Here is a 23,488-nt window from a genome sequence, read left to right as displayed (position 1 = left end):
GTTATTGCTTGACTGGAAATACTTACTTTGCCCTAAAAATAGGTTGGGACAGTTGATTCTCTTGTGCCTGATCGGAGAATAATGATAAATTAAGAGGACATACTTCGGTCTTACACCTAAAGGGGGATGATACGTTTGGAAATGGTTCAAGTCGTTTTATTAACGGTGCTCATGTTTTTTGTCCTGGTGACTGTACATGAATGGGGTCACTATTATTTTGCCAAACGCGCCGGTATTCTCGTGAGGGAATTTGCTATCGGTTTCGGTCCGAAACTGTTTTCTTATAAACGGAATGAGACACAGTTCACTCTGCGTTTACTGCCTTTTGGCGGTTATGCCCGGATGGCTGGTGAAGATCCAGAGATTATTGAAATTGGCTCAGGACAGACCATTGCGGTAAGACTCGGCCAGGATAACAAAGTAAAAAATATTTATCTGGACGCACTGGATACACGTAAAAATGTTATCCGTGGTGAGGCCCTGCATACCGATCTCGAAAATGATCTGCAAATTCGCTTGGATGTGGATGGCGAAGTTACTACTTATGACGTTCATCCGCAAGCGATGATGATTAAAGGAACGCAACAGACTCAGATTGCACCTAAAGATCGTCAATTCGGCAGCAAAACCGTGGGTCAGCGTGCATTGGCTATTGTTGCGGGTCCTGTAATGAACTTCCTGTTAGCTTTTGTTCTGTTTGCCATCCATTTGCAAATGGTTGGTATTCCGGTCGAGAATCCAACTTATGTTAAGATTGGCGACGTTTCTGCAGGAATGCCAGCTCAAGAGGCGGGATTGCAGAAGGGTGACATTATTGTCTCCATTAACGGTGAGAAGATTGGTGCCGATTACCAAAAAATGATTGATTTAACCTCGGAGTCCAAAGGGAAAGAAATGAAATGGACGCTGCAACGTGGTGATGAGACCCTTAACGTGACTCTCGTTCCTCGCAGCATGGAGGGACAAGAAGGCGGGAAAATAGGGATTACACCTGAGCTGCCTACCCGTAAAGCAGGGGTTGGCGAGACGTTGACAGGTTCAGGTAAAGCGATGGTCGATACGACTGAAGCTATCTTTCTGGGCTTTAAACAATTGATCAATAAATTCAATATGGATGATATTGGAGGTCCGGTACGAACCTTTGAAGTAACCGGTCAAATTGCTCAACAAGGCATTCAGTATCTTACCTATTGGGCTGCTATCCTAAGTCTATATCTGGGGATTTTTAACCTACTACCGATTCCGGCACTTGATGGAAGCCGTTTGGCGTTCCTAGGCGTGGAAGCTTTACGTGGTAAACCTGTAGATCCGAGTCGTGAAGGCATGGTTCACTTTGTTGGATTTGCACTGTTATTCTTATTAATGATTGCTGTTACGTATAATGATATATTACGTTTGATCAGCGGCTAATTTTCTTCGGGAGGCATTCCATTACATGGCAAAAGATAAGCAATTCGTTACGGAAATCACGCCGCAAAGCGAGGATTTCTCACGCTGGTATATTGATGTTATTAAAAAAGGAGACTTGATGGATTACTCTCCTGTCCGTGGCTGTATCGTATTTAAGCCAGAGGGCTATGAAATATGGGAGCATATTCAGGAGGAAATGAACCGTCGCCTCAAGGAAACTGGGCATCGTAATGCTTATTTTCCAGTGTTCATTCCAGAGAGTTTCTTTCAAAAGGAAAAGGATCATATTGAAGGCTTTAATCCCGAGCTGCCATGGGTAACTGAGGCTGGTGGTGACGTGCTTGAGGAACGTTTGGCAGTCCGTCCTACTTCTGAGACCATGTTCGGGCATATGTATTCTAAATGGATCCAGTCCTATCGTGACCTTCCAGTTCTAATCAATCAATGGGCGAATGTGGTTCGTTGGGAGAAGCGTACTTTACCATTTATCCGTACTACTGAGTTTCTTTGGCAAGAAGGGCATACTGCGCATGAGAATGAAGCAGAAGCTCGTGAAGAAACTATGAAGATGCTGGATAACTACCGTGATTTTGCCGAGACTTTTCTTGCCATTCCGGTAATTACTGGACAGAAGACACCTTCCGAACGCTTTGCCGGTGCAGTAGATACGTATTCAATTGAAGCGATGATGAAAGATGGACGTGCTGTTCAGGCTGCTACCTCACATTACTTAGGTACCAAGTTTGCAACAGCTTTTGAAATCCAATATTTGAGTCGCGACAATAATCTGGAATATGTGCATACCACTTCATGGGGATCCACTACACGCTTGATTGGTTCGCTAATTATGGTGCATGGCGATGACCGTGGTCTTGTTCTGCCGCCTAAGGTAGCACCGACTCAAGTGATTATGATTCCTATTGGACCACCTAAAACTCGCGAAGCCGTGATTGGACGGACGGACGAGCTGTTCAAGGAGCTGAAGAACGCCGGCGTTCGTGTACGTGTGGACGACCGTTCAGATGTAACACCAGGCTGGAAGTTCAATGAATATGAAATGCGTGGTGTACCTGTTCGCTTGGAGCTTGGACCACGCGACATGGAGAATGGCGTTTGCGTTATAGTCTCACGTGTCACTGGTGAGAAGAAGATTATTCAGCAGGAGAACCTTGTTGAAGAGGTACAAGCAATGCTTGAGCAGGTTCATAATGAAATGTTCGAACGTGCACTGAAATTCCGCGAGGATCATTTCTATTCTGTTGATTCCTTGGAAGAAATGAAAGCTTCGATGGAAGAAAAACGCGGCTTTGCACTAGCTGGCTGGTGTGGTTCCGAAGAATGCGAGTCCAAAGTTAAGGAAGAGACAGGTGCGGGCAGCCGTAACATTCCTTTCGATCCGGCGGAGAAAAAGCAAGTCTGCATTTGCTGTGGTAAACCAGCTGAGCATACTGTAGTTTTTGCAAAGGCATATTAATCTTTTGGCACCGATTAACAGTCTTGTAGTATTTTAATCTAGCTTCTGGAGAGAGGAGTCAGCGGGCCGAAAGAACCCAATGCTTTTTGAATCCAGAAGCTTTTTAAAATATATGAATTTATAGGCTTACGCTATAAATTATCCTTCTATTTTTTACAGGAACCGTTATTGTCTTTAAAAGACGACAATGTCGTTTCTTCTTAAAATATTGTACTTTCACTGAATATCATTGATAGTGTTTTACGGAGTTATTAAAGGTGGGAGGAAAGCATGGAACAAAACCAGGAGAGAAGAAAAAGATTCGAGCTCTTGATGAAGCAAGGTGAAATTCCACCTGCAATCATGGATCCCTACTTTTTAGATGGATATATAGAACGTGTAGAGATCAGCCGCGGTAACCGAGACTGGCAAGTTGTGATTTCAAAAGAAAGTCTGGTTCCAGCACAGGTATACCGGACATTTTGCCTCAGAATGCGCGAAAAGCTGCAGCATATTGCCAAAGTTAGCTTTTTATTCGTATATGATGAAAAAGTCAGTCGGGCAGAGCTAATTCAAGAATATTGGGGATTGTTTCTGGAGTGGGTGACCCGCGAGATCCCTTCGGTTAACGGCTGGCTGACACGCTCTACCCAAGAGCTTAAAGATGACACTTTAATGTTGACAATGAGTGACTCCACTTCCATGGAGCTTGCTCGTAAAAAGGGCATCGATGGGGCAATTATTAAATTTTATGATAAGTATTTCGGACTCTCCCTAAAAGTTAAAGTGCTAATGGCGGAGAATGAAAATAACAATATTGAAGCTTACGAAGAATTTCAGCAAAAGCTTCAGCAGGAACAACGAGAGATCGTTGAGCAAATGATGACTGCAGTAGAAACAGAAGCACCTCCTGATGATAGTGATCCTAATGAAGTAATTAAGCTTCAGGTGGGGTATGAAATTAAGGAACAGGCTGTACCGATTCTTGAAATTCAAGATGAAGAGAAGAAAATTACGATTCAAGGTACCATTTTTGGTCTGGACCGTAAGGAGCTTCGCAATGGCAGTACCTTGTTCACCTTCAGCTTGACAGATTTCACCGATTCTTTGCAAATGAAGATGTTTGCTAAGACCAAGGAAGATCTTAAGGTGATGAGTCAGCTTGCTAATGGCAAATGGGTAAGAGCACGCGGGAAGGTAGAATATGACCGGTTCATGCAAGTTCCTGAGCTAGTGATGATCCCATCGGACTTAACAGAAGTTAAGGCACCACCTGCAAGGAAAGATACGGCGCCTAAGAAACGGGTGGAGTTCCACCTTCACACTACTATGAGTACGATGGATGCGGTCACTCCGATTACTAGCTATGTCAAAACAGCTGCCCAGTGGGGTCATCCAGCAATTGCTATTTCTGATCATGGCGGGGTTCAGGCTTTTCCAGATGCGAACCATGCAGCTCATAAGCATAAGATAAAAATGATTTATGGTGTGGAAGCCAATGTTGTGAATGACTCTGTGAATATTGTTGAGAATGCTCAGCCTTTGGACTTGAAGACAGCTACTTATGTAGTGTTTGATATAGAGACCACGGGGTTATCGATTACCCGCAATAATATTACGGAGCTCGCGGCCATTAAAATGTGCGAAGGCAAAGAAGTAGATCGTTATTCTACTTTTGTTAACCCGCATGAGAAGATCCCTTATCATATTCAGCAATTGACCAATATTACGGATGAAATGGTTAAGGACGCTCCTGATCTGGAGCCAGTGTTGCGTAAGTTTGTTGAGTTTGTGGGTGACAGTATCCTAGTCGCTCATAACGCCAGATTTGATATGGGTTTTATTCAGGCCTCATTACGTAAAATAGGTGAACCTGTGCTTCCAAATCCGTCTCTTGATACACTTGAGCTCGCACGGTTACTATTTCCAACCATGAAGAATCACAGGCTGAACACATTAGCCGATAAATATAAAGTTCTTCTGGAAAGCCATCACCGCGCGATAGACGATACCATAGCACTCGGTGGTATTTTAACAGGATTGCTTGCGGATGCTGAAAAGATGAAGGGCATGACTCGCCTTGATAGACTGAACGATTATGTGGGTAATGATCTTTCGAATACAAGACCGTTTCACTGTAATATCTATGCACTTAATCAGGTGGGCAAAAAAAATCTTTATAAGCTCATTTCCATGTCTCATACGGAATATTTCAAACGTGTACCTTGTATTCCTAAATCCAAGCTGGAAGAGCATAGAGATGGACTACTCGTAATTTCCGGTTGTGAACGTGGTGAGTTTTTTGAAGCAGTACTCAACAAAACGACTGAGGAAGCCATGGAGGTTGCTCATTTTTATGATGTGCTGGAGATTCAGCCATTGACCATGTACATGCATTTGGTGGACAAGGGCTTTGTAGCAGGTCCTGATGAGCTTCGCGATGTAGTCCTCAAGGTTTGCGAAATAGGTGAACAGTTAAATAAACCTGTTATAGCGACGGGGAATGTGCATTATCTTGAACCCCGGGACAAGCTGTATCGTGATATTACGATTAATGGGATCACAGGCTTTAGTCCGCTTAAAGACCAACGTAAACCGGATGCACACTTCCGCACAACGGATGAAATGCTGTCTGAATTCGAATTTCTCGGTGCTGAAAAAGCGATGGAAGTCGTGGTTACGAATACAGTTGAGCTGGCAGAACGTTTTGAAGAGCTGGAGTTATTTCCAGATAAGCTATTTACACCAATTCTTGAAGGGGCGGACGAAGAAATTCGCGAGACCTGTTATAACACTGCCAAATCCATTTACGGTGAAGAACTGCCTGAGGTAGTCATTGCCCGTTTGGAGAAAGAGCTTGCTCCGATTATTAAATTCGGGTTCTCTGCCAACTATTTGATTTCTGAACGTCTCGTTAAAAAATCAAATCGAGATGGATATCTCGTAGGCTCGCGGGGTTCTGTAGGCTCTTCTGTAGTAGCTACATTTCTTGGGATTTCAGAAGTTAATCCTTTGCCTGCGCATTATATTTGCCTAAACCCCGAGTGTCGCCATAGTGAATGGTTCCTGGACGGTAGTGTGCGAAGCGGGTTCGATTTACCAGACAAAGACTGTCCGGATTGCGGCGAGAAGCTCAAAGGTGAAGGCCAGGATATTCCGTTTGAGACCTTCCTTGGATTTAAAGGGGATAAGGTTCCCGATATCGACTTGAACTTCTCAGGGGAATATCAGCCGAATGCACATAACTTTACCAAAGAAATGTTTGGTGAGAAAAATGTATTCCGTGCTGGAACGATTGGTACGGTAGCTGAGAAGACTGCCTTCGGTTTTGCAAAAAAATACGAAGAATTGCACCAGAAACGTTGGCGCGGAGCTGAAGTTGGGCGTCTAGCGGCTGGCTGTACAGGTGTTAAACGCAGTACGGGACAGCATCCCGGCGGTATAGTCGTTGTTCCAGACTATATGGAGGTAGAAGACATTACACCAGTGCAATTCCCGGCGGATGATGTCAATGCCGAATGGAAGACCACACACTTTGACTATCACGCTTTTGATGCCAATTTGCTGAAGCTTGATATTCTGGGTCATGATGATCCGACGATGATGCGGATGCTGCAGGATTTGACAGGTGTAGATCCAACCTCAATTCCGATGAATGATCCGAAGGTAATGAGCATGTTTAACTCTACAGATGCACTTGGCGTAAGACCTGACGAAATCAGATCGCCGGTTGCGACATACGGAGTGCCCGAAATGGGTACCAAGTTTGTACGACAAATGCTTATTGAGTCAAAACCGTCCAGCTTTGCTGACTTACTACAAATATCTGGTTTGTCACATGGTACTGGGGTTTGGCTTGGGAATGCGCAAGAGCTTATAAAGAATAACACTTGTAACATTAAGACAGTTATCGGTTGTCGTGATGACATCATGCTCTTCTTAATTTATAAAGCGGGAATGGATGCGAGCTTGGCCTTTAAAATTACCGAGAGTGTTCGTAAAGGTAAAGGATTGTCTGACGAATGGATCGAGGAAATGAAAAAGTGCAAGGTTCCGCAATGGTATATTGATTCTTGTCTGAAGATTCAATACATGTTCCCGAAGGCGCATGCGGCTGCATACGTTATTTCTGCAGTACGTACCGCCTACTTCAAGCTGTATCATCCTATTGAGTATTATGCGACCTATTTCTCTGTACGCGCAGCGGATTTTGATATTGAACTGTGCTGTAAGGGATATGAAGCTATCAACCGTCAGATCGTAGAAATTGAGCAAAAAGGATTTCAAGCTTTGCCTAAGGAAAAGGCTATGTTGCCTGTCCTTGAGATGGCTTTGGAGATGACGGCACGTGGATTTACATTCAAAAATATTGATCTTTACCGTTCGGAAGCGAATAAGTTTATTGTGGATGGAACCAGTTTGATTCCTCCGTTTTCCGCATTAGCGGGAATTGGTGAGAATGCCGCTATCAATATAGCCGCTGCGAAAGATGCTGGGGAGTTCCTTTCTATTGAGGATTTCCAGCAGAAATCCAAGGCGAGTAAGACAGTTATTGAGTTGCTGACCAATATGGGCTGCTTCCGCGGCTTACCGGAAAGCAATCAACTTTCCCTATTTTAAAGGCTTTAACAACACTTATTTCATGGCTAGAGAAGAGAGCTCCAAAGGGGGAGTCAAGGGCTAGCACTTGTCAGTCCAGACTCACTATGGTATAATTTCTTTGGTAATAATGAGATAAGTCCGTTGTGTAAAGAGTGGGGAAACCCACTCTTTATCTTTGGTATATAGCAAAAGACAAGTTCGTGGAGGTAATTTTCTTTTGAGCACACCCAAATCTAAAATTAAACAAACGGTAGAGCAGATGCTCGGGCCCTATCTCGACGACAATGGTTTCGAACTGGTGGACGTTGAATACGTGAAGGAAGGCTCCAATTGGTTTCTGCGTATATTCGTAGATAAAGAAGGCGGCATTGATATTGATGACTGCGGCAGCATTAGCGAATATTTCAGTCAGCAGTTGGATGAGAATGATCCTATCCCTGAGGCATATTTCCTTGAGGTTTCCTCACCGGGAGCAGAGCGTCCTCTCAAAAAAGCTGCGGATGTAGCTAAAGCGGTAGGCAAGGACGTGTATGTGACTGTTTATGAGCCGATTCAAGGACTCAAAGAATTTGAAGGTCGTTTGCTCTCGTTCGAGAACGAGGAACTGCTCATCTCCGCGGGCAAAAAAGAACATGTAGTACCGTACGCCAAAGTCGCAAGCGCGAGATTGGCCATTATTTTTTAACGTCTTGAAAGGGGGGCCGGAAATTCATGAGTATGGAGTTTATTGAAGCAATGAATGAGCTGGAAAGGGAGAGAGGCATCAGTAAAGATGTGCTGTTTGAAGCCATCGAAGCGGCGCTGATCTCTAGTTATAAACGTAATTTCAATGCAGCACAGAACGTACGTGTTGACATGAACCGCAACACAGGCGTAATCAAAGTGTTTGCCCGCAAGCTAATTGTTGAGGAGGTCCTGGATACAAGGACTGAAATCTCATTGCCGGCAGCCAGAGAAATTAACCCGCATTTCCAGCTTGAAGATATTGCTGAGCTTGAAGTGACACCACGTGATTTCGGGCGTATTGCTGCACAGACTGCAAAGCAGGTTGTAACACAACGGATTCGCGAAGCAGAGCGTGGACTCATCTATAATGCCTTTATTGACAAAGAAGATGATATCGTAACAGGACTTGTACAACGTCAAGATATGCGGAACATCTACATTGATCTTGGTAAAATCGAAGCGGTCTTGCCGCTTAGTGAATTGATGCCAGGTGAGAAGTTTAAGCAAAGCGAGCGTATCAAGGCTTATATCACTAAAGTTGAGAACACCACTAAAGGACCGCAAATTATGCTGTCCCGCAGTCATCCCGGATTGCTGAAGCGTCTGTTCGAACTCGAAGTTCCGGAAATTTTTGATGGTGTAGTTGAAATTCGTTCCGTAGCTCGTGAAGCTGGCTTCCGTTCGAAGATTGCTGTGTATTCCCGCAATCCAGAAGTAGATCCAGTTGGCTCTTGCGTGGGCCCAAGAGGAACACGCGTTCAGACCATCGTCACTGAGCTTCGTGGCGAGAAGATCGACATCGTACGTTACTCTGATCTGGTGCAGGAATATGTGGCTAATGCACTCAGTCCTTCTAAGGTCCTTGAAGTTCAAGTCTTTGAAGCAGAGAAAATGGCACGGGTGATCGTTCCTGATTATCAATTATCACTGGCTATCGGTATTAAAGGGCAAAATGCACGTCTTGCCGCTAAACTTACCGGCTGGAAAATTGATATCAAGAGTGAAAGTCAAGCGGAGCAGGAATACGGTAGACCGAGATCTTCTATTGATGAAATGCATCAGGATTCCGTCTCTATTGATTAATTAACCTGCTTGACGGGAGGCGTATGTTATGAAACAAAAAAAGGTGCCGCTGCGCAAATGCGTTGCTACCCAAGAGATGATGCCGAAGAAAGAGCTGATTCGAGTGGTTAGGACGCCCGAGGGCGAAGTGCTGATTGATCTGACAGGTAAGAAGTCAGGCCGTGGTGCTTACATATGCGGCAAGCTTGAATGCTTTAAGCTGGCACAGAAGAATAAAGCACTTGATCGCGCTTTGAAATGTCAAGTGAGTCCTGAAATCTATGACCAGCTTGCCCGGCAGTTTACTTCCGTGGAAGAGCAGTTTCTAGCAGCAAAGGATAGTGAGGATAATGAGTAAGGCGCTTTCTTATTTAGGGCTTGCCATGAGAGCAGGCAAGATAGTCACCGGCGATGAGGCTGTACTCAAAGCTGTACGGTCTTCAGAGGCGAAGCTGGTCGTTCTGGCAGGTGACGCTTCAGATAATACCCAAAAAAAGTTCCGTGATAAATGCGGAACCTACGATATTCCACTAGTAATCGCATTTCACCGAGACAGCCTCGGTGCAAGTATTGGTAAAGACCAGCGTGTAGTACTGGCCATTACGGATAAAGGATTCGCGGAAATGATCTCCAAGCAACTCGGAGATACTGTCGGAGGTGGATTTATTGACTAAAGAAGAGAACAAAGATAAATTGCGCGTGTACGAATACGCCAAGTCACTAAACATGAGCAGTAAAGAAATTATTACAATTCTGAAGCGTTTGAATGTCCCTGTGAATAATCATATGAGTGTCATGGAGAACGGTTCCGTGAACAAAGTAGAACAATTCTTCAAGGATATCAAGTCGAACGCTGCAGCCAAGCGGGATACCAGCTCTAGCAGCCGTCCGGTGACAACCGGTGCGGTAACTGCCGAACCCCAAAGTGCTCAGAATGCCAACAAAAATCAACAGGAAAAGCAGGTAGGTATGAACAGTAACCAAAACAACAACCAATCGACGACGTCCCCAAGGCCCCAAAGCGGACAAGATTCCCGCAGAACACAAACAGGTTCAACGCAGAATGCACGTCCGCAACAAAGCGGAGCTCCACGTACTAACAGTACAAGCGGAAGCCGTCCGCAAGGAAGCAGCACAGGCGGTAATCGTCCACAAGGTAGCAATACCGGTGGCAGTCGCCCGCAAGGAAGTAATACTGGCAGCCGTCCACAAGGTAGCAGTACCGGTGGTAGCCGTCCGCAAGGAAGTAATACTGGTGGCAGCCGTCCGCAAGGTAGCAATACCGGTGGCAGCCGTCCACAAGGAAGTAATACTGGTAGCCGTCCGCAAGGACAAAGCAGTGCGCCTCGCACTGACAGCCGCCCACAAGGTCAATCTAACACCGGCGGAGGTTTCACACGCGGTGACGACAGAGGCCCTAAGAAGAACACAACGGGTGGTCGACCAAATACGAACAATAGACGTTTTGATGATGGTAAGGGCGGTAACTACCGTGGTCGTGGTGGTAAGAATGGCCGTGGTAAGAATCAGCCAATGGTTCACCGTGAGAAGATTGATAACACACCTAAGAAGATTATCGTTCGTGGCAGCATGACCGTTGGTGAAACAGCGAAATTGCTTCACAAAGACGCTTCTGAAGTAATCAAAAAGCTGATCTCTATGGGTGTTATGGCAACCATCAACCAAGAGCTGGATATCGACACCATCCTGCTGCTCGCTGCTGAATTCGGCGTAGAAGTAGAAGTGAAGATTCCTGTTGATGAGGATAGCTTCGAAACTGTGGAAGAGAATGATACTGAAGATGAACTTCAGTCCCGTCCTCCAGTAGTTACGATCATGGGTCACGTTGACCACGGTAAAACTACTTTGCTGGATGCCATTCGTTCGACAAGTGTGTCGCTAGGCGAAGCTGGCGGAATCACACAGCATATCGGTGCTTATCAAGTTGAAATTAATCAGAAGAAAATCACGTTCCTTGATACACCAGGTCACGAAGCATTTACTGCTATGCGTGCTCGTGGTGCACAGGTTACGGATATGACAATTATCGTAGTTGCTGCGGATGACGGTGTTATGCCTCAGACTGTTGAAGCTATTGCACATGCTAAAGCTGCTGGACTTCCGATCATTGTTGCTGTCAACAAAATCGATAAGCCGGGTGCAGATCCTGATAAGGTGAAGCAAGAGCTTACAAGCTATGAACTCGTTCCTGAAGAGTGGGGCGGAGATACCATCTTCGTTAACCTTTCTGCAAAACAACGTATTAACTTGGAAGAACTGCTGGAAATGATCTTGCTCGTTGCTGAAGTTAATGAGTACAAAGCTAACCCTGACAAACGGGCACGCGGTACAGTTATAGAAGCTGAGCTTGATAAGAACCGTGGTCCAGTTGCACGTGTTCTGGTACAGAACGGTACATTGAAAGTCGGCGATGCTTTTGTAGCAGGTAACTGCTTCGGACGTGTACGTGCGATGGTTAATGATAAAGGACGTAAGATCAAGGAAGCTGGACCTTCCACTCCAGTAGAAATTACTGGTTTGACTGAGGTGCCACAAGCTGGCGATCCGTTTATGGCTTTCGAAGACGAGCGTAAAGCCCGTGCGATTGCTGATAGACGTTCCACATCACAACGTCAATCTGAGCTGAATACGAACACCCGTGTAACATTGGATGATTTGTTCCAGCACATTAAAGATGGCGAGATCAAAGACCTTAACGTTATCATTAAAGCTGACGTACAAGGTTCAGTCGAGGCACTTAAAGGTTCCCTGGCTAAGATCGAAGTGGAAGGCGTCCGCGTGAAGATCATTCACAGCGGTGCTGGTGCCATTACGGAATCCGATATTACACTTGCAGCAGCATCTAATGCTATTGTTATTGGCTTTAACGTTCGTCCGGACGCTCAAACCAAGGCAGCTGCTGAACAAGAAAAAGTAGATGTTCGTCTCCATAACATCATCTACAATGTAATCGAGGAAATCGAAAGTGCAATGAAGGGTATGCTTGATCCTATCTATAAAGAGAACGTTATCGGACACGCTGAAGTACGTAGTGTCTTCAAAATCAGTAAAGTGGGTACCATTGCAGGTTGTATGGTTATTGATGGTAAAATTACCCGTAATGCTGAAATGCGCTTGATCCGTAGCGGAATCGTTGTATTTACAGGTAAAGTTGATACCTTGAAACGCTTTAAAGATGATGCCAAAGAAGTGGCGCAAGGTTATGAATGCGGCATAACTTTGGAACGCTATAATGACGTCCAAGAGGGCGACATTATCGAAGCGTTTCTTATGGAAACTGTAGAGCGCTAAGCGAAGAGGTGAATATAGATGTCTAAAATTAGAGCAGGACGAGTGGGCGAGCAGATCAAGAAAGAGCTTAGTCAACTTATCCAAAGCGGACTGAAAGACCCTCGAATCGGTTTTGTAACTGTAACTGGCGTAGACGTGACTAACGATCTGTCGCAAGCGAAAGTATACCTAAGCGTGTTCGGGGATGAAGAACAGAAGTCAGGCTCACTAAAAGCGATCGAAAAAGCAAATGGTTTTCTTCGCTCTGAGCTTGGCAAGGCGATTCGCCTACGGCACACACCGGAACTGATCTTCAAGATCGATGAATCTGTCGCTTACGGCAGTCACATTGAGAAACTTCTCGGAGAGCTTCACAAGAACGATTAGAAATCGGTACTAAAAGGAGTTCAAAATAGCCTAAGGCTATTTTGAACAACCTTTATAAAGGAGACGGCGAATGCAGAGCTATGAACAAAGTCTCCAGCAGACCCGTGAGTTTCTGCTGGAACACGACGATTACCTTGTAGTGTCGCATGTTCAGCCGGACGGAGATGCAGTCAGCTCCACCCTAGCGGTGGGCTGGCTTCTCTCATGTCTGGGCAAAAAATACACTATGCTGAATGAAGGACCGATACCGAAGCGGATGGAATACTTATGGCATTCGGATGAAATCATCAATATGGCCTCTAGTGAACCGCCCCGTCAATACAGCAATGTGATCTGTGTGGATTGTGCTGATTTTCAGCGAGTAGGGCTGACCCATCGCTATTTTGCGAATGATGCTCTAATCCTGAATATTGACCATCACCCAACTAATAACGGTTATGGACTTGTGAATTTAATCAAACCGGATGCTGCTGCGACTGCGGAAATTTTGTTCGATCTGCTAAAGACGTTCGAGATTACATGGGACATCGATATTGCTACAGCAATATACACAGGTCTCTTGACAGATACTGGTGGATTTCGATATACCAACACATCACCTAAAGTAATGGCGGCCGTATCCGAACTGCTTTCTTATGGTGTTAACGGTCCTGAACTGGCTGAGACCTTACTTGAAGAAATGACATTGCCACAAATTAAAATTCTAAATAAAGCATTAAATACTCTTCAATTATCACCCGAAGGGAATATTGCCTGGCTGTATGTTACACCTGAGGATATGATCGAATGTGCTGCTGCGAATGAAGATTTAGAAGGAATCGTGAACTACCCTCGTAATATTCGAGGTGTGGAAGTAGGAATTCTGTTCAAGGTCATTCATGAACATGCGGTTAAGGTTAGTTTGCGTTCTGCTGGTAAGGTGGACGTGGCTGATCTAGCGCAAACGTTTGGAGGTGGCGGTCATACCCGTGCTGCAGGTGCGCGTATAGAAGCTACACTTGAAGAGGCAATAGCTCAGGTGCTTGAGGAGGTTAGACGTCATTTATGAGTGAATTAGAAGGTGTACTGGCGGTTTACAAGCCGGCAGGCTTCACTTCACATGATGTTGTAGCCAAGGCGCGTCGTATTCTCGGTATGAAACGGATCGGACATACGGGAACGCTTGATCCTCAGGTGACAGGTGTACTGCCGCTTTGTCTGGGTCGTGCTACTCGTGTTGTGGAGTATATTCAGGAGTTGCCTAAAGAATATGTGGCTACACTGAGACTGGGGATGTCCAGTGATACCGAGGACTTAACAGGGACTATTACAGAAACTGTTGATGAGGTGCATGTAACTGAAGAAGAAATTCTATCAGTGCTTGCTTCATTTAAAGGTGTTATTTCTCAGGTTCCTCCGATGTATTCAGCGGTTAAAGTTGACGGGAAACGTCTTTATGAGCTGGCACGAGAAGGCAAAACCGTTGAACGTAAAAGCCGTGAAGTAGAGATTTATGAAATTGAAATGACGGATATGACTTGGGAAGGCAATCATCCAGATATCACCTTCCGGGTGCTGTGCTCAAAGGGCACGTACATTCGTACTCTCTGTGTCGATATCGGACGAGCACTTGGACTGCCGGGTGTGATGGTAAAGCTTGAGAGAACGATGTCGGCAGGGATTTCTGCTAGTCATTGTCTTACGCTAGAGGATATTGCGACTCACAAGGAAGCCGGAACATTGGAAGATCATTTAATCGCTGCAGACGAAGCCATTTCTCATATGCCAAAGCACACTGTAATGGATGAGAAAAAGAAGGCAGCTTTGCAGGGGCAGCGTTTGTCCTCGCGATTTATCGCTCCAGAGGTGAAGACGAACAGTCAATTTCGGCTATACGATCTTCAAGGTGGATTTCTTGGCATTTATGAATTGGAAGATACAGGTGCAATTGCTCCAGTGAAGGTGTTTGCACAAGCTTAAATCAATTTTACCAAGTGAATTGTAGGTGAGAAACAGCGTGAGAACCGTAACGTTAACCTATCCGATGTCTCCGGAGACTGCTGCAGAGTGGGCTCAGCCTCAAGTGGCTGCTCTAGGGCAGTTTGACGGATTGCATCGTGGACATGCCAGCGTCATTACATCCGCTGTGGCCTTAGCCCGTAAACAAGGTGTACCGGCCGCAGTCCTTACATTTCATCCCCATCCTAAAGATGTTATGGGTAAGGGTGATTATGAAGGGTATTTGACGCCACCCGTAGAAAAGCAGGAGATTCTAGCTAGTATGGGTGTCGATATCTTATATGTTATTGAATTTAATGAGCAGCTTTCCCGTGTAAGTCCACAAAATTTTGTCTCTGTTATGCTTTTGCCGCTACATATTGTAACTGCAGTTGTCGGCTTTGACTTTCGTTTTGGTTATCAAGGTGAAGGCGATGTTGAGATGCTTCGCAAGCTGGGTGAAGGTGTTATGAATGTAGAGGTTGCTCCCCCTTTTCTGCTTGAAGGAGAAAAGGTCAGTAGCTCAGGCATTCGCAAAAGTCTCCAAAACGGGGATTTAGAGCTGGCAAACTCCTGGTTCGGACGTTGTTATTATCTTCGTGGTGAAGTGGGTCATGGTGAGAAGAGAGGTCGCACAATTGGTTTTCCAACGGCGAATTTGAAGCTCAGTGCTCATTTTGTAATACCAACTAAAGGTGTTTATGCCGTCCGAGTCTTTTATAAGGATAAAGTTCTTTACGGGGTTATGAATGTGGGCGTTAAACCTACTTTTCATGATGGTGTATTGACTCCAAGCTTTGAGGTTCATCTGTTTGACTTCGAAGGAGACTTGTATGATCAAGAGCTCAAGGTAGAATTAGTATCTTACATTCGTCCTGAACGGAAATTCGAATCTATAGATGCGTTGATCACTCAAATTGGTGAGGATGCAGAAACCGCAAAGAAGATTTTGGGGTATAATCTATAGTCATCCCGGACAAGCCGTTTACTTTTGTTAATGGAGATGCTATACTAATAAACGTTGCTGGCTTACAGCATCATAACCTTAGCTTGGTTGCACGTTCTCACCGACGGTGACGAGGCTAGTGGCGATTATATTGAAGGAGGTGAACAGGATGGCATTGACTCAAGAACGTAAACATCAATTGATCGACGAGCACAAAACTCACGAATCCGATACTGGATCCCCTGAGGTGCAAGTTGCTATCCTAACGGAGAACATCGTTAATTTGACTGACCACTTGCGTACGCACAAGAAAGATCATCACTCCCGTCGCGGATTGTTGAAAATGGTTGGACAACGTCGTAAACTTCTGGCGTATTTGAAAAACAAAGACATCAGACGTTACAGCGCCCTGATCGAAAGACTGGGATTGCGTCGTTAATTTTCCATAAGATAACCCTTAAAGCAGCCTGGTTGTATACCGTATGTCCTTCTCGGAGCGACAGCGGGACAGCTGGGTTGCTTTTTGAAAATTTAGGGAAAACTTTATAGCAAGACTGATGAGATTATTCGTAAAAACGGCGACTGTACTTCATCTGTAAGACTTAGCCGTTTCTTCTTATATGCATACAGAACAGGCTACATACCTTTGGGACAAGCCTTTCCGATTCATTAGATCGATATGTGAACCTGCTATATTTGACTGCGGGTCTACTACTATTCAAGGAGGTATTTATGGAAAAACGTGTAGAAATGCAGCTAGGCGGAAGACGCCTTGTGCTGGAAACGGGCCGCCTAGCTAAACAAGCAAACGCAGCCGTTATGGTGCGTTACGGAGATACAGCAGTTCTGTGTACTGTTACCGCTTCAAGCGAGCCTAAAGATTTGGATTTTTTCCCGCTGACGGTCAACTATGAGGAAAGATTATATGCAGTAGGTAAGATCCCAGGTGGTTTTATTAAACGTGAAGGCAGACCGAGTGAAAAAGCGATTCTGTCCAGCCGTTTGACTGACCGCCCGATTCGCCCACTGTTCCCAGAAGGATTCCGTAATGATGTACAAGTTCTCAATCTGGTAATGAGTGTGGATCAAGATTGCACACCAGAAATTGCCGCTATGATTGGTACTTCTGCAGCACTTAGCATTTCCGATGTACCGTTTGACGGACCTATCGGTGGCGTCAATGTAGGCCGCATCAATGGCGAATTTATCATCAACCCTGATATTGCTCAGCAAGCAATTAGTGATATTTTCTTGACTGTTGCTGGTACGAAGGATGCTATCATGATGGTAGAAGCGGAAGCTAATGAAGTTCCGGAAGAAGTTATGCTCGAAGCGATTATGTTCGGACATGAAGAAATCCGTAATATCGTAGCTACAATTGAAGAATTGGTTGCAATCGCTGGTAAAGAAAAAATGGCAGTGAAGCTGCACGCAGTAAATGCTGAAGTGAACACTGAGGTTCGTGCGTTTGCACAAGCTCGTTTGGTTGATGCAGTTAAAATTGCTGAGAAGCATGCTCGTCAAGAAGCTATTGATGTGGTAAATAATGAAACAGTTACGTATTTCGCTGAGAAATACATAGAGACTCCAGAACTTCTGAAGGATGTTAAGGAAGTATTACATGACATCGTGAAGGAAGAAGTTAGACGTCTGATTACGCATGATAAGGTTCGTCCAGATGGACGTAAGCTGGATGAAATTCGTCCGATTGATTGTGATACTAACCTATTGCCGCGTACTCATGGTTCTGGATTGTTCACCCGTGGGCAAACGCAAGCACTTAGCGTATGTACGCTAGGCGCACTCGGCGATGTGCAAATTCTTGACGGTATTGATCTGACTGAAACTAAACGGTTCATGCACCACTATAATTTCCCTCCGTTCAGCGTAGGGGAAGCACGTCCGCTTAGAGCACCAGGTCGTCGTGAGATTGGTCATGGAGCATTAGGTGAACGCGCATTGTCTAAAGTGATCCCAAGTGAAACTGAATTCCCGTACACGATTCGTCTTGTATCTGAGGTTATCGAGTCTAATGGTTCTACTTCACAAGCTAGTATTTGTGCAAGTACGCTGGCTATGATGGATGCAGGCGTACCGATCAAAGCTCCAGTTGCTGGTGTAGCTATGGGTCTAATCAAGGATGGAGATCATGTGTCTATTTTGACAGATATTCAAGGTATGGAAGATCATCTTGGAGATATGGACTTTAAGGTAGCGGGTACTGCAGCAGGTGTAACTGCGATCCAAATGGACATTAAGATCGATGGTATTGACCGTCAAATTCTTCATGAAGCACTGCAACAGGCTAAGGAAGGCCGGATGCACATCTTAGGTAAAATGATGGAAGCCATCTCTGAGCCTAGAGCTAACCTGTCCAAATATGCTCCAAAAATCATTATCATCAACATTAATCCGGATAAAATCCGTGATGTTATTGGTGCGGGTGGTAAAATCATCAACAAAATTATCGAAGAAACCGGCGTGAAAATCGACATCGAACAAGATGGACGTGTCTTTATCGGATCTTCTGATGAAGAAATGATTCAAAAAGCCCGTTCGATCATCGAAGGTATTGTACGTGAAGTACAAGTCGGTGAAATTTATGTGGGTACAGTTAGACGTATTGAGAAATTCGGCGCATTTGTTGAACTCATTCCGGGTAAAGACGGATTGGTGCATATTTCCCAATTGTCTACTGAGCGTGTAGCGAAGGTAGAAGATGTTGTTGCTGTTGGCGACACCATTACAGTTAAAGTTACTGAAATCGATCAACAAGGCCGGGTTAACTTGTCTCGTAAAGCGGTATTGACTTCAGAAACTAGCGCTAAAGCATAAGTTTGATCTCAGTAATAGCCTTTACTAAAGGGATCTAATTTCATTATTAAAAGAGACAGAAGCGATTTGCGCTCTGGCTCTTTTTTTATATGACTGAAATTGGAAAGCGGGAACCAGTAATTCTATCTATTAGTCTTGTATCTGTTCATGACATAAATTCCTCCCTTGTCTCATAGATTGGGACAAAGTGTCTTTGTAATCGTGTGGAACGAACCTGAAATTCGTTTCTATCGGGGAGGAAGTCGTCATGAAGACGGAAAAGGTGGCATTAGTGGTTGCTTGTGTAGCAATCGTGATAGGAATTGGCAGCACACAGGGGCCGGTCAAGGACATGCTTGCACAATTGAAACCGCAGGATGATCTTGCAGTGTGGAAGGATATCCCTAAGGCGGCGAACAATGATCTTCGTCTGAGGATTGAAACCGCAGCGGCTAAGCTAAATGCGCCACCAGTGGATGCCGTGGTTGATCGGGTCTGGAAAGCCATTCCGGGCTATAACGGACTTGAGGTTGATGTAGAGAGTACCTATCGGAATGCTCTTTTGGCGCCAAAAGAACCCATTAAGTTTGTATATCGACAGATCGAACCAAAAGTATCGCTTAATGAACTGGGAGCAGAACCTATATATCGCGGAAACCCGGCGAAACCGATGGTTTCACTGATGATTAATGTGGCATGGGGAAATCAGTACATTGTGCCAATGCTGGATATTCTGGATGAAGAGAACGTAAAAGTTACGTTTTTTCTGGATGGAAGCTGGTTGAGTAAAAATCCGGAGCTTGCTGCAGAAATGCTAAAGCGTGGTCATGAGATGGAGAATCACGCGTATACCCACCCCAATATGAGTACCTTAAGTCGAGCGCGGGCTACCGTAGAAATTGAGAAGACACAAAAGCTGTTAAAGGAATCGCTTGGAGTCACTAATAAATGGTTCGCGCCTCCATCAGGTGATTTCGATCAAGAGACAGTAGACATTGCTAGCAGTTTGGGCTTAAAGACCGTGCTCTGGACTGTGGATACAGTGGATTGGCGCAATCCTGCTCCTGAATCCATTGTTGCCAAAATCACAAGTAAAGCTGAACCTGGCACACTTGTTCTAATGCATCCGACTGCCTCATCCTCCAAGGCGCTGAAGGCCATGATACGCGGGATAAAGGCAAAAGGGTTACAGCTAGGTACAGTTAGCCAAACACTCTCAGCGGAGCGTCTAATCCCCTCTGATGTTGAGTGAGTGATCTATTTCTGGTAGGATTATAGGCACGTGTATTAATTTAGATAGAACATGGCTATTGCCAGGAGGACTTGAAGTGGAAAAAATAGTATTATCCAATGGATTGCGAGTAGTAATGGAAAAAATTCCGACAGGCCGATCCGTTTCATTCGGCATCTGGGTAAAGACAGGTTCGCGGAATGAAAACCCTGGAAACAACGGGATATCCCATTTTGTAGAACATATGCTTTTTAAAGGTACAGACCGATATAGTGCTAAGGACATCGCCGAGCAGTTCGATGCTATTGGCGGCAATGTAAATGCATTTACCTCTAAGGAATACACTTGCTATTATGCAAAAGTACTGGATGAGCATCTGCCCATCGCAGTAGATGTGTTAGCAGATATGTTCTTCCGTTCACGTATGGATGCTGAAGAGCTGGAGAAAGAAAAGAATGTCATCCTTGAAGAAATTTCAATGTGCGAGGACACACCAGACGATCTTGTACATGATTTGATGTGTACTGCTGCTTACAAGGATCATCCGCTTGCGTATTCTATCCTTGGCTTAAAAGAACGGCTAATGGAGATGAAGCCAGATGATCTTCGTGCATACATGAAAGAGCAGTATACGATTGAGAATACGGTAATAAGTGTAGCGGGCAACATCAGCGATGGACTGATTGAGCTGCTGGAGAAGCATTTTGGTTCTTTTGCTAATCATGGCACATCTGCGCCGCTGACTCCACCGGATTATTATGGGGAAATGTTGTTCCACCGCAAGAAAACAGAACAGAATCATATTTGTCTTTCCTTACCAGGGGTCCGCTCTGGCGATCCATTACAATATGCTATGGTGCTTATTAATAATGCCATTGGTGGTGGGATGAGCTCACGGATGTTCCAAGAGATTCGTGAAAAACGAGGCCTAGCCTATTCCGTATATTCATACCATAGTTCTCAAGCGGATTCTGGATTGTTCACGGTCTATGCTGGAACTGCACCAAAGCAAACCAAGGATGTAATGGAGCTTATTAAAGAAATGATGTACGAACTCGCTACTAAGGGTCTCAGTGAAGATGAATTGAGAAAAGGCAAGGAGCAGCTTAAAGGTAGCCTCATTCTTAGCCTTGAAAGTACTAGTAGCCGGATGAATCGTATCGGAAAAAATGAACTTATGCTCGGAAAACATAACACATTAGACGATATGATCGCTAAGATTCAGTTAGTTACGATGGACAATATCAACAGTGTGCTTGATAATATGTTTGCTGAGCCGCTTTCTTTAGCGATGGTAGGCTCAACAGATAAAGCTATTGCAAATGTTAGGAGAGATGATCTTGTCTTATTACGTACAAATCAATAAACTAGCTGGAAACGAGGATGTTAATCTTCCTTGTAAAATGTCAGAACAGGCTTCCGGGTATGACCTTTATGCCGCTGTTGAAAACGAAGTTGTTCTTGCACCTGGAGAACGTGCATTAATTCCAACTGGCATATCATTAGCTATGCCAGATGGATTAGAAGCTCAGATTCGTCCAAGAAGTGGACTAGCCTTGAAGCATGGGATTACATGTTTGAACACACCAGGAACGATTGATGCTGATTATCGTGGAGAGATCAAAGTGTTGTTGATCAATCTAGGCCAGGAGCCGTTTGCGATTGCTCGTAATGAGCGTATTGCCCAAATGGTATTTCAAGCGGTACCAGTGGTAAATTTGGTTGAAGTTGATACTCTATCCGAAACTGAACGCGGCGCTGGAGGCTTCGGTCACACTGGAAAATAATACAAAACATTAAAAAGCTTGCGAATCTATGCCTAATCGGCGTGATTTGCGAGCTTTTTTTTGTTCAAATATGACAAATTATAAGTTTCACATTTAAGCCTGCATAGTAATTCTTCTCCGCTTTTCACCCATTAAGAATGCCCAGCATAAGATGCTCTATAGTCGATAGTGTATGTTGAAAGGAGCGTCATCCCTATGCTTACTGGCGTCAGGATCGTGTTCCTGGGCGGGGACGCGAGACAGCTTGAAGTGATTCGGAAATGTGTGGAATTGGATGCGACGGTAAGCGCTGCCGGGTTCGATAAGTGGGAAGCCCCTTGCCCGGGGGTTAGCCTGGAACAGATGTCGGTAGAGCTGCTTAGTAATGCAGATGTATTAGTGTTGCCTACAGTTGGTTGTGATGACGAAGGGAATATCAGTGCTCTATTTTCATCTGATCGCTTGATGCTCTTGGAGGAACATTTTACTGCTCTGCCACCCCATTGTTTGGTGTATAGCGGTATGGCCAAAAGCTACTTGCGCAGCATGTGCGCTAAGCATTCATTAAAGTTAATTGAATTGCTTAATCGTGATGATGTAGCCATTTATAACTCCATCCCAACAGCGGAAGGAGCACTGGTTATGGCCATACAGAACACGGATTTTACTATTCACAGTTCCAAATCGATGGTACTGGGCTTAGGCAGAACAGGTTTTACGATGGCAAGAAGTCTGCAAGGACTGGGTGCTAGTGTTAAAGCCGGAGTTAGAAAACAGGAACATTATGCACGAGCAGAGGAAATGGGCTGGAAGCCTTTTATGACCAGTGAACTGTTGCTTCATGTGCCGGATGTTGATCTGATATTTAATACAATTCCAAGTATGATCATCACCGCACAAGTACTCTCACGAATCTCACCGCATTGCTTAATTGTCGACCTGGCTTCCGCTCCAGGTGGATGTGACTTTCGTTATTCTGAGAAAAGAGGAATTAAAGCGATGCTGGCACCTGGACTCCCTGGCATTGTAGCTCCTAAAAGCGCTGGGATTATTATGGCAAATGCGCTGGTTCAGTCGATATCGGACGAGGCTTTAATCAAGGGGGACGAATAAAATGGATTGGCACGGAAAAACAGTAGGGTATGCGATTACCGGATCTCACTGCACGTTTGCTGAGGTAATGCCGCAAATTCAACGCTTCGTGGACGGGGGAGCAAATGTAGTGCCCATAGTTTCAGCATCCGTACTAGGGACCGACACCCGCTTTGGAACATCGCAAAATTGGCTAAAACAGTTGAAAGATATAACAGGTAATGATATCATTTCTACAATTGTTGAAGCGGAACCGCTGGGTCCTTCCAAGCTGCTGGATGTGCTTACAATAGCACCTTGCACTGGAAATACAACGAGTAAATTAGCAAATGCTATGACCGATAGTCCAGTGCTCATGGCTGCAAAATCGCAGATGCGCAATGGACGTCCACTTGTTCTGGCGATATCTACCAATGATGGCTTAGGTCTTAATGCAGCAAATATTGCTAAGCTTCTAGTGGCCAAACATATTTATTTTGTGCCATTCGGACAGGATAACCCTGAGGGCAAACCTAACTCGTTAGTAGCGCGTATGGATCTTATCCCAGAAGCTTGCTATGCCGCTTTGCAAGGGAAACAACTACAGCCGATGATTGTTGAAAAGTTTCACTCTGTCTAGATTAGGGCGGAATCGGTAGAATTAGTTGCGGTCAATAAAAGGGGAGATGTACCAAATGAGCAATGAGAAGTTACATGCCGCCGTGGTCAGAGTTACCTCTTAATCAAGAGAC

General features: G+C 44.8%; 18 protein-coding genes and 1 pseudogene. All 19 read left to right on the top strand.

From position 1 onward, the window contains the following. Nucleotides 1-135: 135 nt before the first annotated feature. The 19 genes and pseudogenes from rseP to ACDZ28_RS27060 all read left to right on the top strand — a co-directional run bounded on the left by rseP (nt 136) and on the right by ACDZ28_RS27060 (nt 23,376). Nucleotides 136-1,410 carry an RIP metalloprotease RseP gene (gene rseP, locus ACDZ28_RS27150; RefSeq protein WP_076119569.1) on the top strand — a complete coding sequence of 425 codons (1,275 nt, stop codon included), beginning with the start codon at nt 136-138 and terminating at the stop codon, nt 1,408-1,410. Between the two features lie 25 nt (nt 1,411-1,435). Then, entirely contained in the window at nt 1,436-2,884 is a 1,449-nt protein-coding gene (proS, locus tag ACDZ28_RS27145) for a proline--tRNA ligase (protein ID WP_042128866.1), read from the top strand. A gap of 270 nt (nt 2,885-3,154) precedes the next feature. After that, nucleotides 3,155-7,483, top strand: coding sequence for a PolC-type DNA polymerase III (locus ACDZ28_RS27140; protein WP_375103289.1), 4,329 nt, complete (start codon nt 3,155-3,157; stop codon nt 7,481-7,483). Between the two features lie 199 nt (nt 7,484-7,682). After that, nucleotides 7,683-8,150 (top strand): ribosome maturation factor RimP, encoded by a 468-nt coding sequence (gene rimP, locus ACDZ28_RS27135; RefSeq protein ID WP_042128863.1) that lies wholly within the window; start codon nt 7,683-7,685, stop codon nt 8,148-8,150. A 26-nt stretch (nt 8,151-8,176) separates the two neighbouring features. Beyond that, nucleotides 8,177-9,274, top strand: a complete 1,098-nt coding sequence (nusA, locus tag ACDZ28_RS27130) for a transcription termination factor NusA (RefSeq protein ID WP_042128862.1) — start codon at nt 8,177-8,179, stop codon at nt 9,272-9,274. A gap of 28 nt (nt 9,275-9,302) precedes the next feature. Then, entirely contained in the window at nt 9,303-9,611 is a 309-nt protein-coding gene (gene rnpM, locus ACDZ28_RS27125; RefSeq protein WP_042128861.1) for an RNase P modulator RnpM, read from the top strand. Then, nucleotides 9,604-9,925, top strand: a pseudogene (locus ACDZ28_RS27120) (YlxQ family RNA-binding protein); the annotation flags it as partial. The gene rnpM and the pseudogene ACDZ28_RS27120, both read left to right, overlap by 8 nt. Continuing rightward, nucleotides 9,920-12,565, top strand: coding sequence for a translation initiation factor IF-2 (gene infB, locus ACDZ28_RS27115; RefSeq protein WP_042128858.1), 2,646 nt, complete (start codon nt 9,920-9,922; stop codon nt 12,563-12,565). The pseudogene ACDZ28_RS27120 and the gene infB, both read left to right, overlap by 6 nt. 18 nt (nt 12,566-12,583) lie before the next feature. Then, entirely contained in the window at nt 12,584-12,931 is a 348-nt protein-coding gene (gene rbfA, locus ACDZ28_RS27110) for a 30S ribosome-binding factor RbfA (protein ID WP_042128856.1), read from the top strand. Nucleotides 12,932-13,001: 70 nt separating this feature from the next. Next, nucleotides 13,002-13,979, top strand: coding sequence for a bifunctional oligoribonuclease/PAP phosphatase NrnA (locus tag ACDZ28_RS27105; RefSeq protein ID WP_042128854.1), 978 nt, complete (start codon nt 13,002-13,004; stop codon nt 13,977-13,979). Continuing rightward, nucleotides 13,976-14,890 carry a tRNA pseudouridine(55) synthase TruB gene (gene truB / locus ACDZ28_RS27100; RefSeq protein ID WP_042128852.1) on the top strand — a complete coding sequence of 305 codons (915 nt, stop codon included), beginning with the start codon at nt 13,976-13,978 and terminating at the stop codon, nt 14,888-14,890. The genes ACDZ28_RS27105 and truB overlap by 4 nt, the downstream gene beginning before the upstream one ends. A 37-nt stretch (nt 14,891-14,927) precedes the next feature. Continuing rightward, entirely contained in the window at nt 14,928-15,875 is a 948-nt protein-coding gene (locus tag ACDZ28_RS27095) for a bifunctional riboflavin kinase/FAD synthetase (RefSeq protein WP_042128851.1), read from the top strand. A 148-nt stretch (nt 15,876-16,023) separates the two neighbouring features. Then, the gene (gene rpsO, locus ACDZ28_RS27090; RefSeq protein WP_036656390.1) at nt 16,024-16,293 is read left to right on the top strand and encodes a 30S ribosomal protein S15; all 270 of its coding nucleotides are present in this window, start codon (nt 16,024-16,026) and stop codon (nt 16,291-16,293) included. Between the two features lie 293 nt (nt 16,294-16,586). Then, nucleotides 16,587-18,689 (top strand): polyribonucleotide nucleotidyltransferase, encoded by a 2,103-nt coding sequence (gene pnp, locus ACDZ28_RS27085; protein WP_042128848.1) that lies wholly within the window; start codon nt 16,587-16,589, stop codon nt 18,687-18,689. 247 nt (nt 18,690-18,936) lie between these two features. Beyond that, nucleotides 18,937-19,920, top strand: a complete 984-nt coding sequence (locus tag ACDZ28_RS27080) for a polysaccharide deacetylase family protein (protein WP_076119571.1) — start codon at nt 18,937-18,939, stop codon at nt 19,918-19,920. A gap of 76 nt (nt 19,921-19,996) precedes the next feature. Continuing rightward, complete coding sequence (locus tag ACDZ28_RS27075) at nt 19,997-21,265, top strand: M16 family metallopeptidase (RefSeq protein ID WP_375103288.1); 1,269 nt, start codon at nt 19,997-19,999, stop codon at nt 21,263-21,265. After that, on the top strand, nt 21,240-21,686 hold the full coding sequence (dut, locus tag ACDZ28_RS27070; protein ID WP_170880298.1) for a dUTP diphosphatase: 447 nt from the start codon (nt 21,240-21,242) through the stop codon (nt 21,684-21,686). Before ACDZ28_RS27075 ends, dut begins: the two co-directional genes overlap by 26 nt. 195 nt (nt 21,687-21,881) lie before the next feature. Beyond that, nucleotides 21,882-22,778 carry a dipicolinate synthase subunit DpsA gene (gene dpsA / locus ACDZ28_RS27065; protein WP_375103287.1) on the top strand — a complete coding sequence of 299 codons (897 nt, stop codon included), beginning with the start codon at nt 21,882-21,884 and terminating at the stop codon, nt 22,776-22,778. A gap of 1 nt (nt 22,779) precedes the next feature. Further along, nucleotides 22,780-23,376: a dipicolinate synthase subunit B gene (locus tag ACDZ28_RS27060; protein ID WP_042128837.1), complete on the top strand. Its 597-nt coding sequence runs from the start codon at nt 22,780-22,782 to the stop codon at nt 23,374-23,376. The last annotated feature ends 112 nt before the right edge of the window (nt 23,377-23,488 follow it).

This window comes from Paenibacillus sp. RS8 (genome assembly GCF_041956825.1).
GTDB lineage: Bacteria > Bacillota > Bacilli > Paenibacillales > Paenibacillaceae > Paenibacillus_AQ.
The sequence above is the reverse complement of the archived record's forward strand: the minus strand, read 5'-3'. Positions and strand labels throughout refer to the sequence as shown.

Coding starts and splice junctions, on each gene's coding strand:
- proS (WP_042128866.1), top strand. CDS start 1,436: ATGGCAAAAGATAAGCAATTCGTTACGGAAATCACGCCGCAAAGCGAG.
- ACDZ28_RS27140 (WP_375103289.1), top strand. CDS start 3,155: ATGGAACAAAACCAGGAGAGAAGAAAAAGATTCGAGCTCTTGATGAAG.
- nusA (WP_042128862.1), top strand. CDS start 8,177: ATGAGTATGGAGTTTATTGAAGCAATGAATGAGCTGGAAAGGGAGAGA.
- rnpM (WP_042128861.1), top strand. CDS start 9,303: ATGAAACAAAAAAAGGTGCCGCTGCGCAAATGCGTTGCTACCCAAGAG.
- rbfA (WP_042128856.1), top strand. CDS start 12,584: ATGTCTAAAATTAGAGCAGGACGAGTGGGCGAGCAGATCAAGAAAGAG.
- ACDZ28_RS27105 (WP_042128854.1), top strand. CDS start 13,002: ATGCAGAGCTATGAACAAAGTCTCCAGCAGACCCGTGAGTTTCTGCTG.
- truB (WP_042128852.1), top strand. CDS start 13,976: ATGAGTGAATTAGAAGGTGTACTGGCGGTTTACAAGCCGGCAGGCTTC.
- rpsO (WP_036656390.1), top strand. CDS start 16,024: ATGGCATTGACTCAAGAACGTAAACATCAATTGATCGACGAGCACAAA.
- pnp (WP_042128848.1), top strand. CDS start 16,587: ATGGAAAAACGTGTAGAAATGCAGCTAGGCGGAAGACGCCTTGTGCTG.
- ACDZ28_RS27080 (WP_076119571.1), top strand. CDS start 18,937: ATGAAGACGGAAAAGGTGGCATTAGTGGTTGCTTGTGTAGCAATCGTG.
- dpsA (WP_375103287.1), top strand. CDS start 21,882: ATGCTTACTGGCGTCAGGATCGTGTTCCTGGGCGGGGACGCGAGACAG.
- ACDZ28_RS27060 (WP_042128837.1), top strand. CDS start 22,780: ATGGATTGGCACGGAAAAACAGTAGGGTATGCGATTACCGGATCTCAC.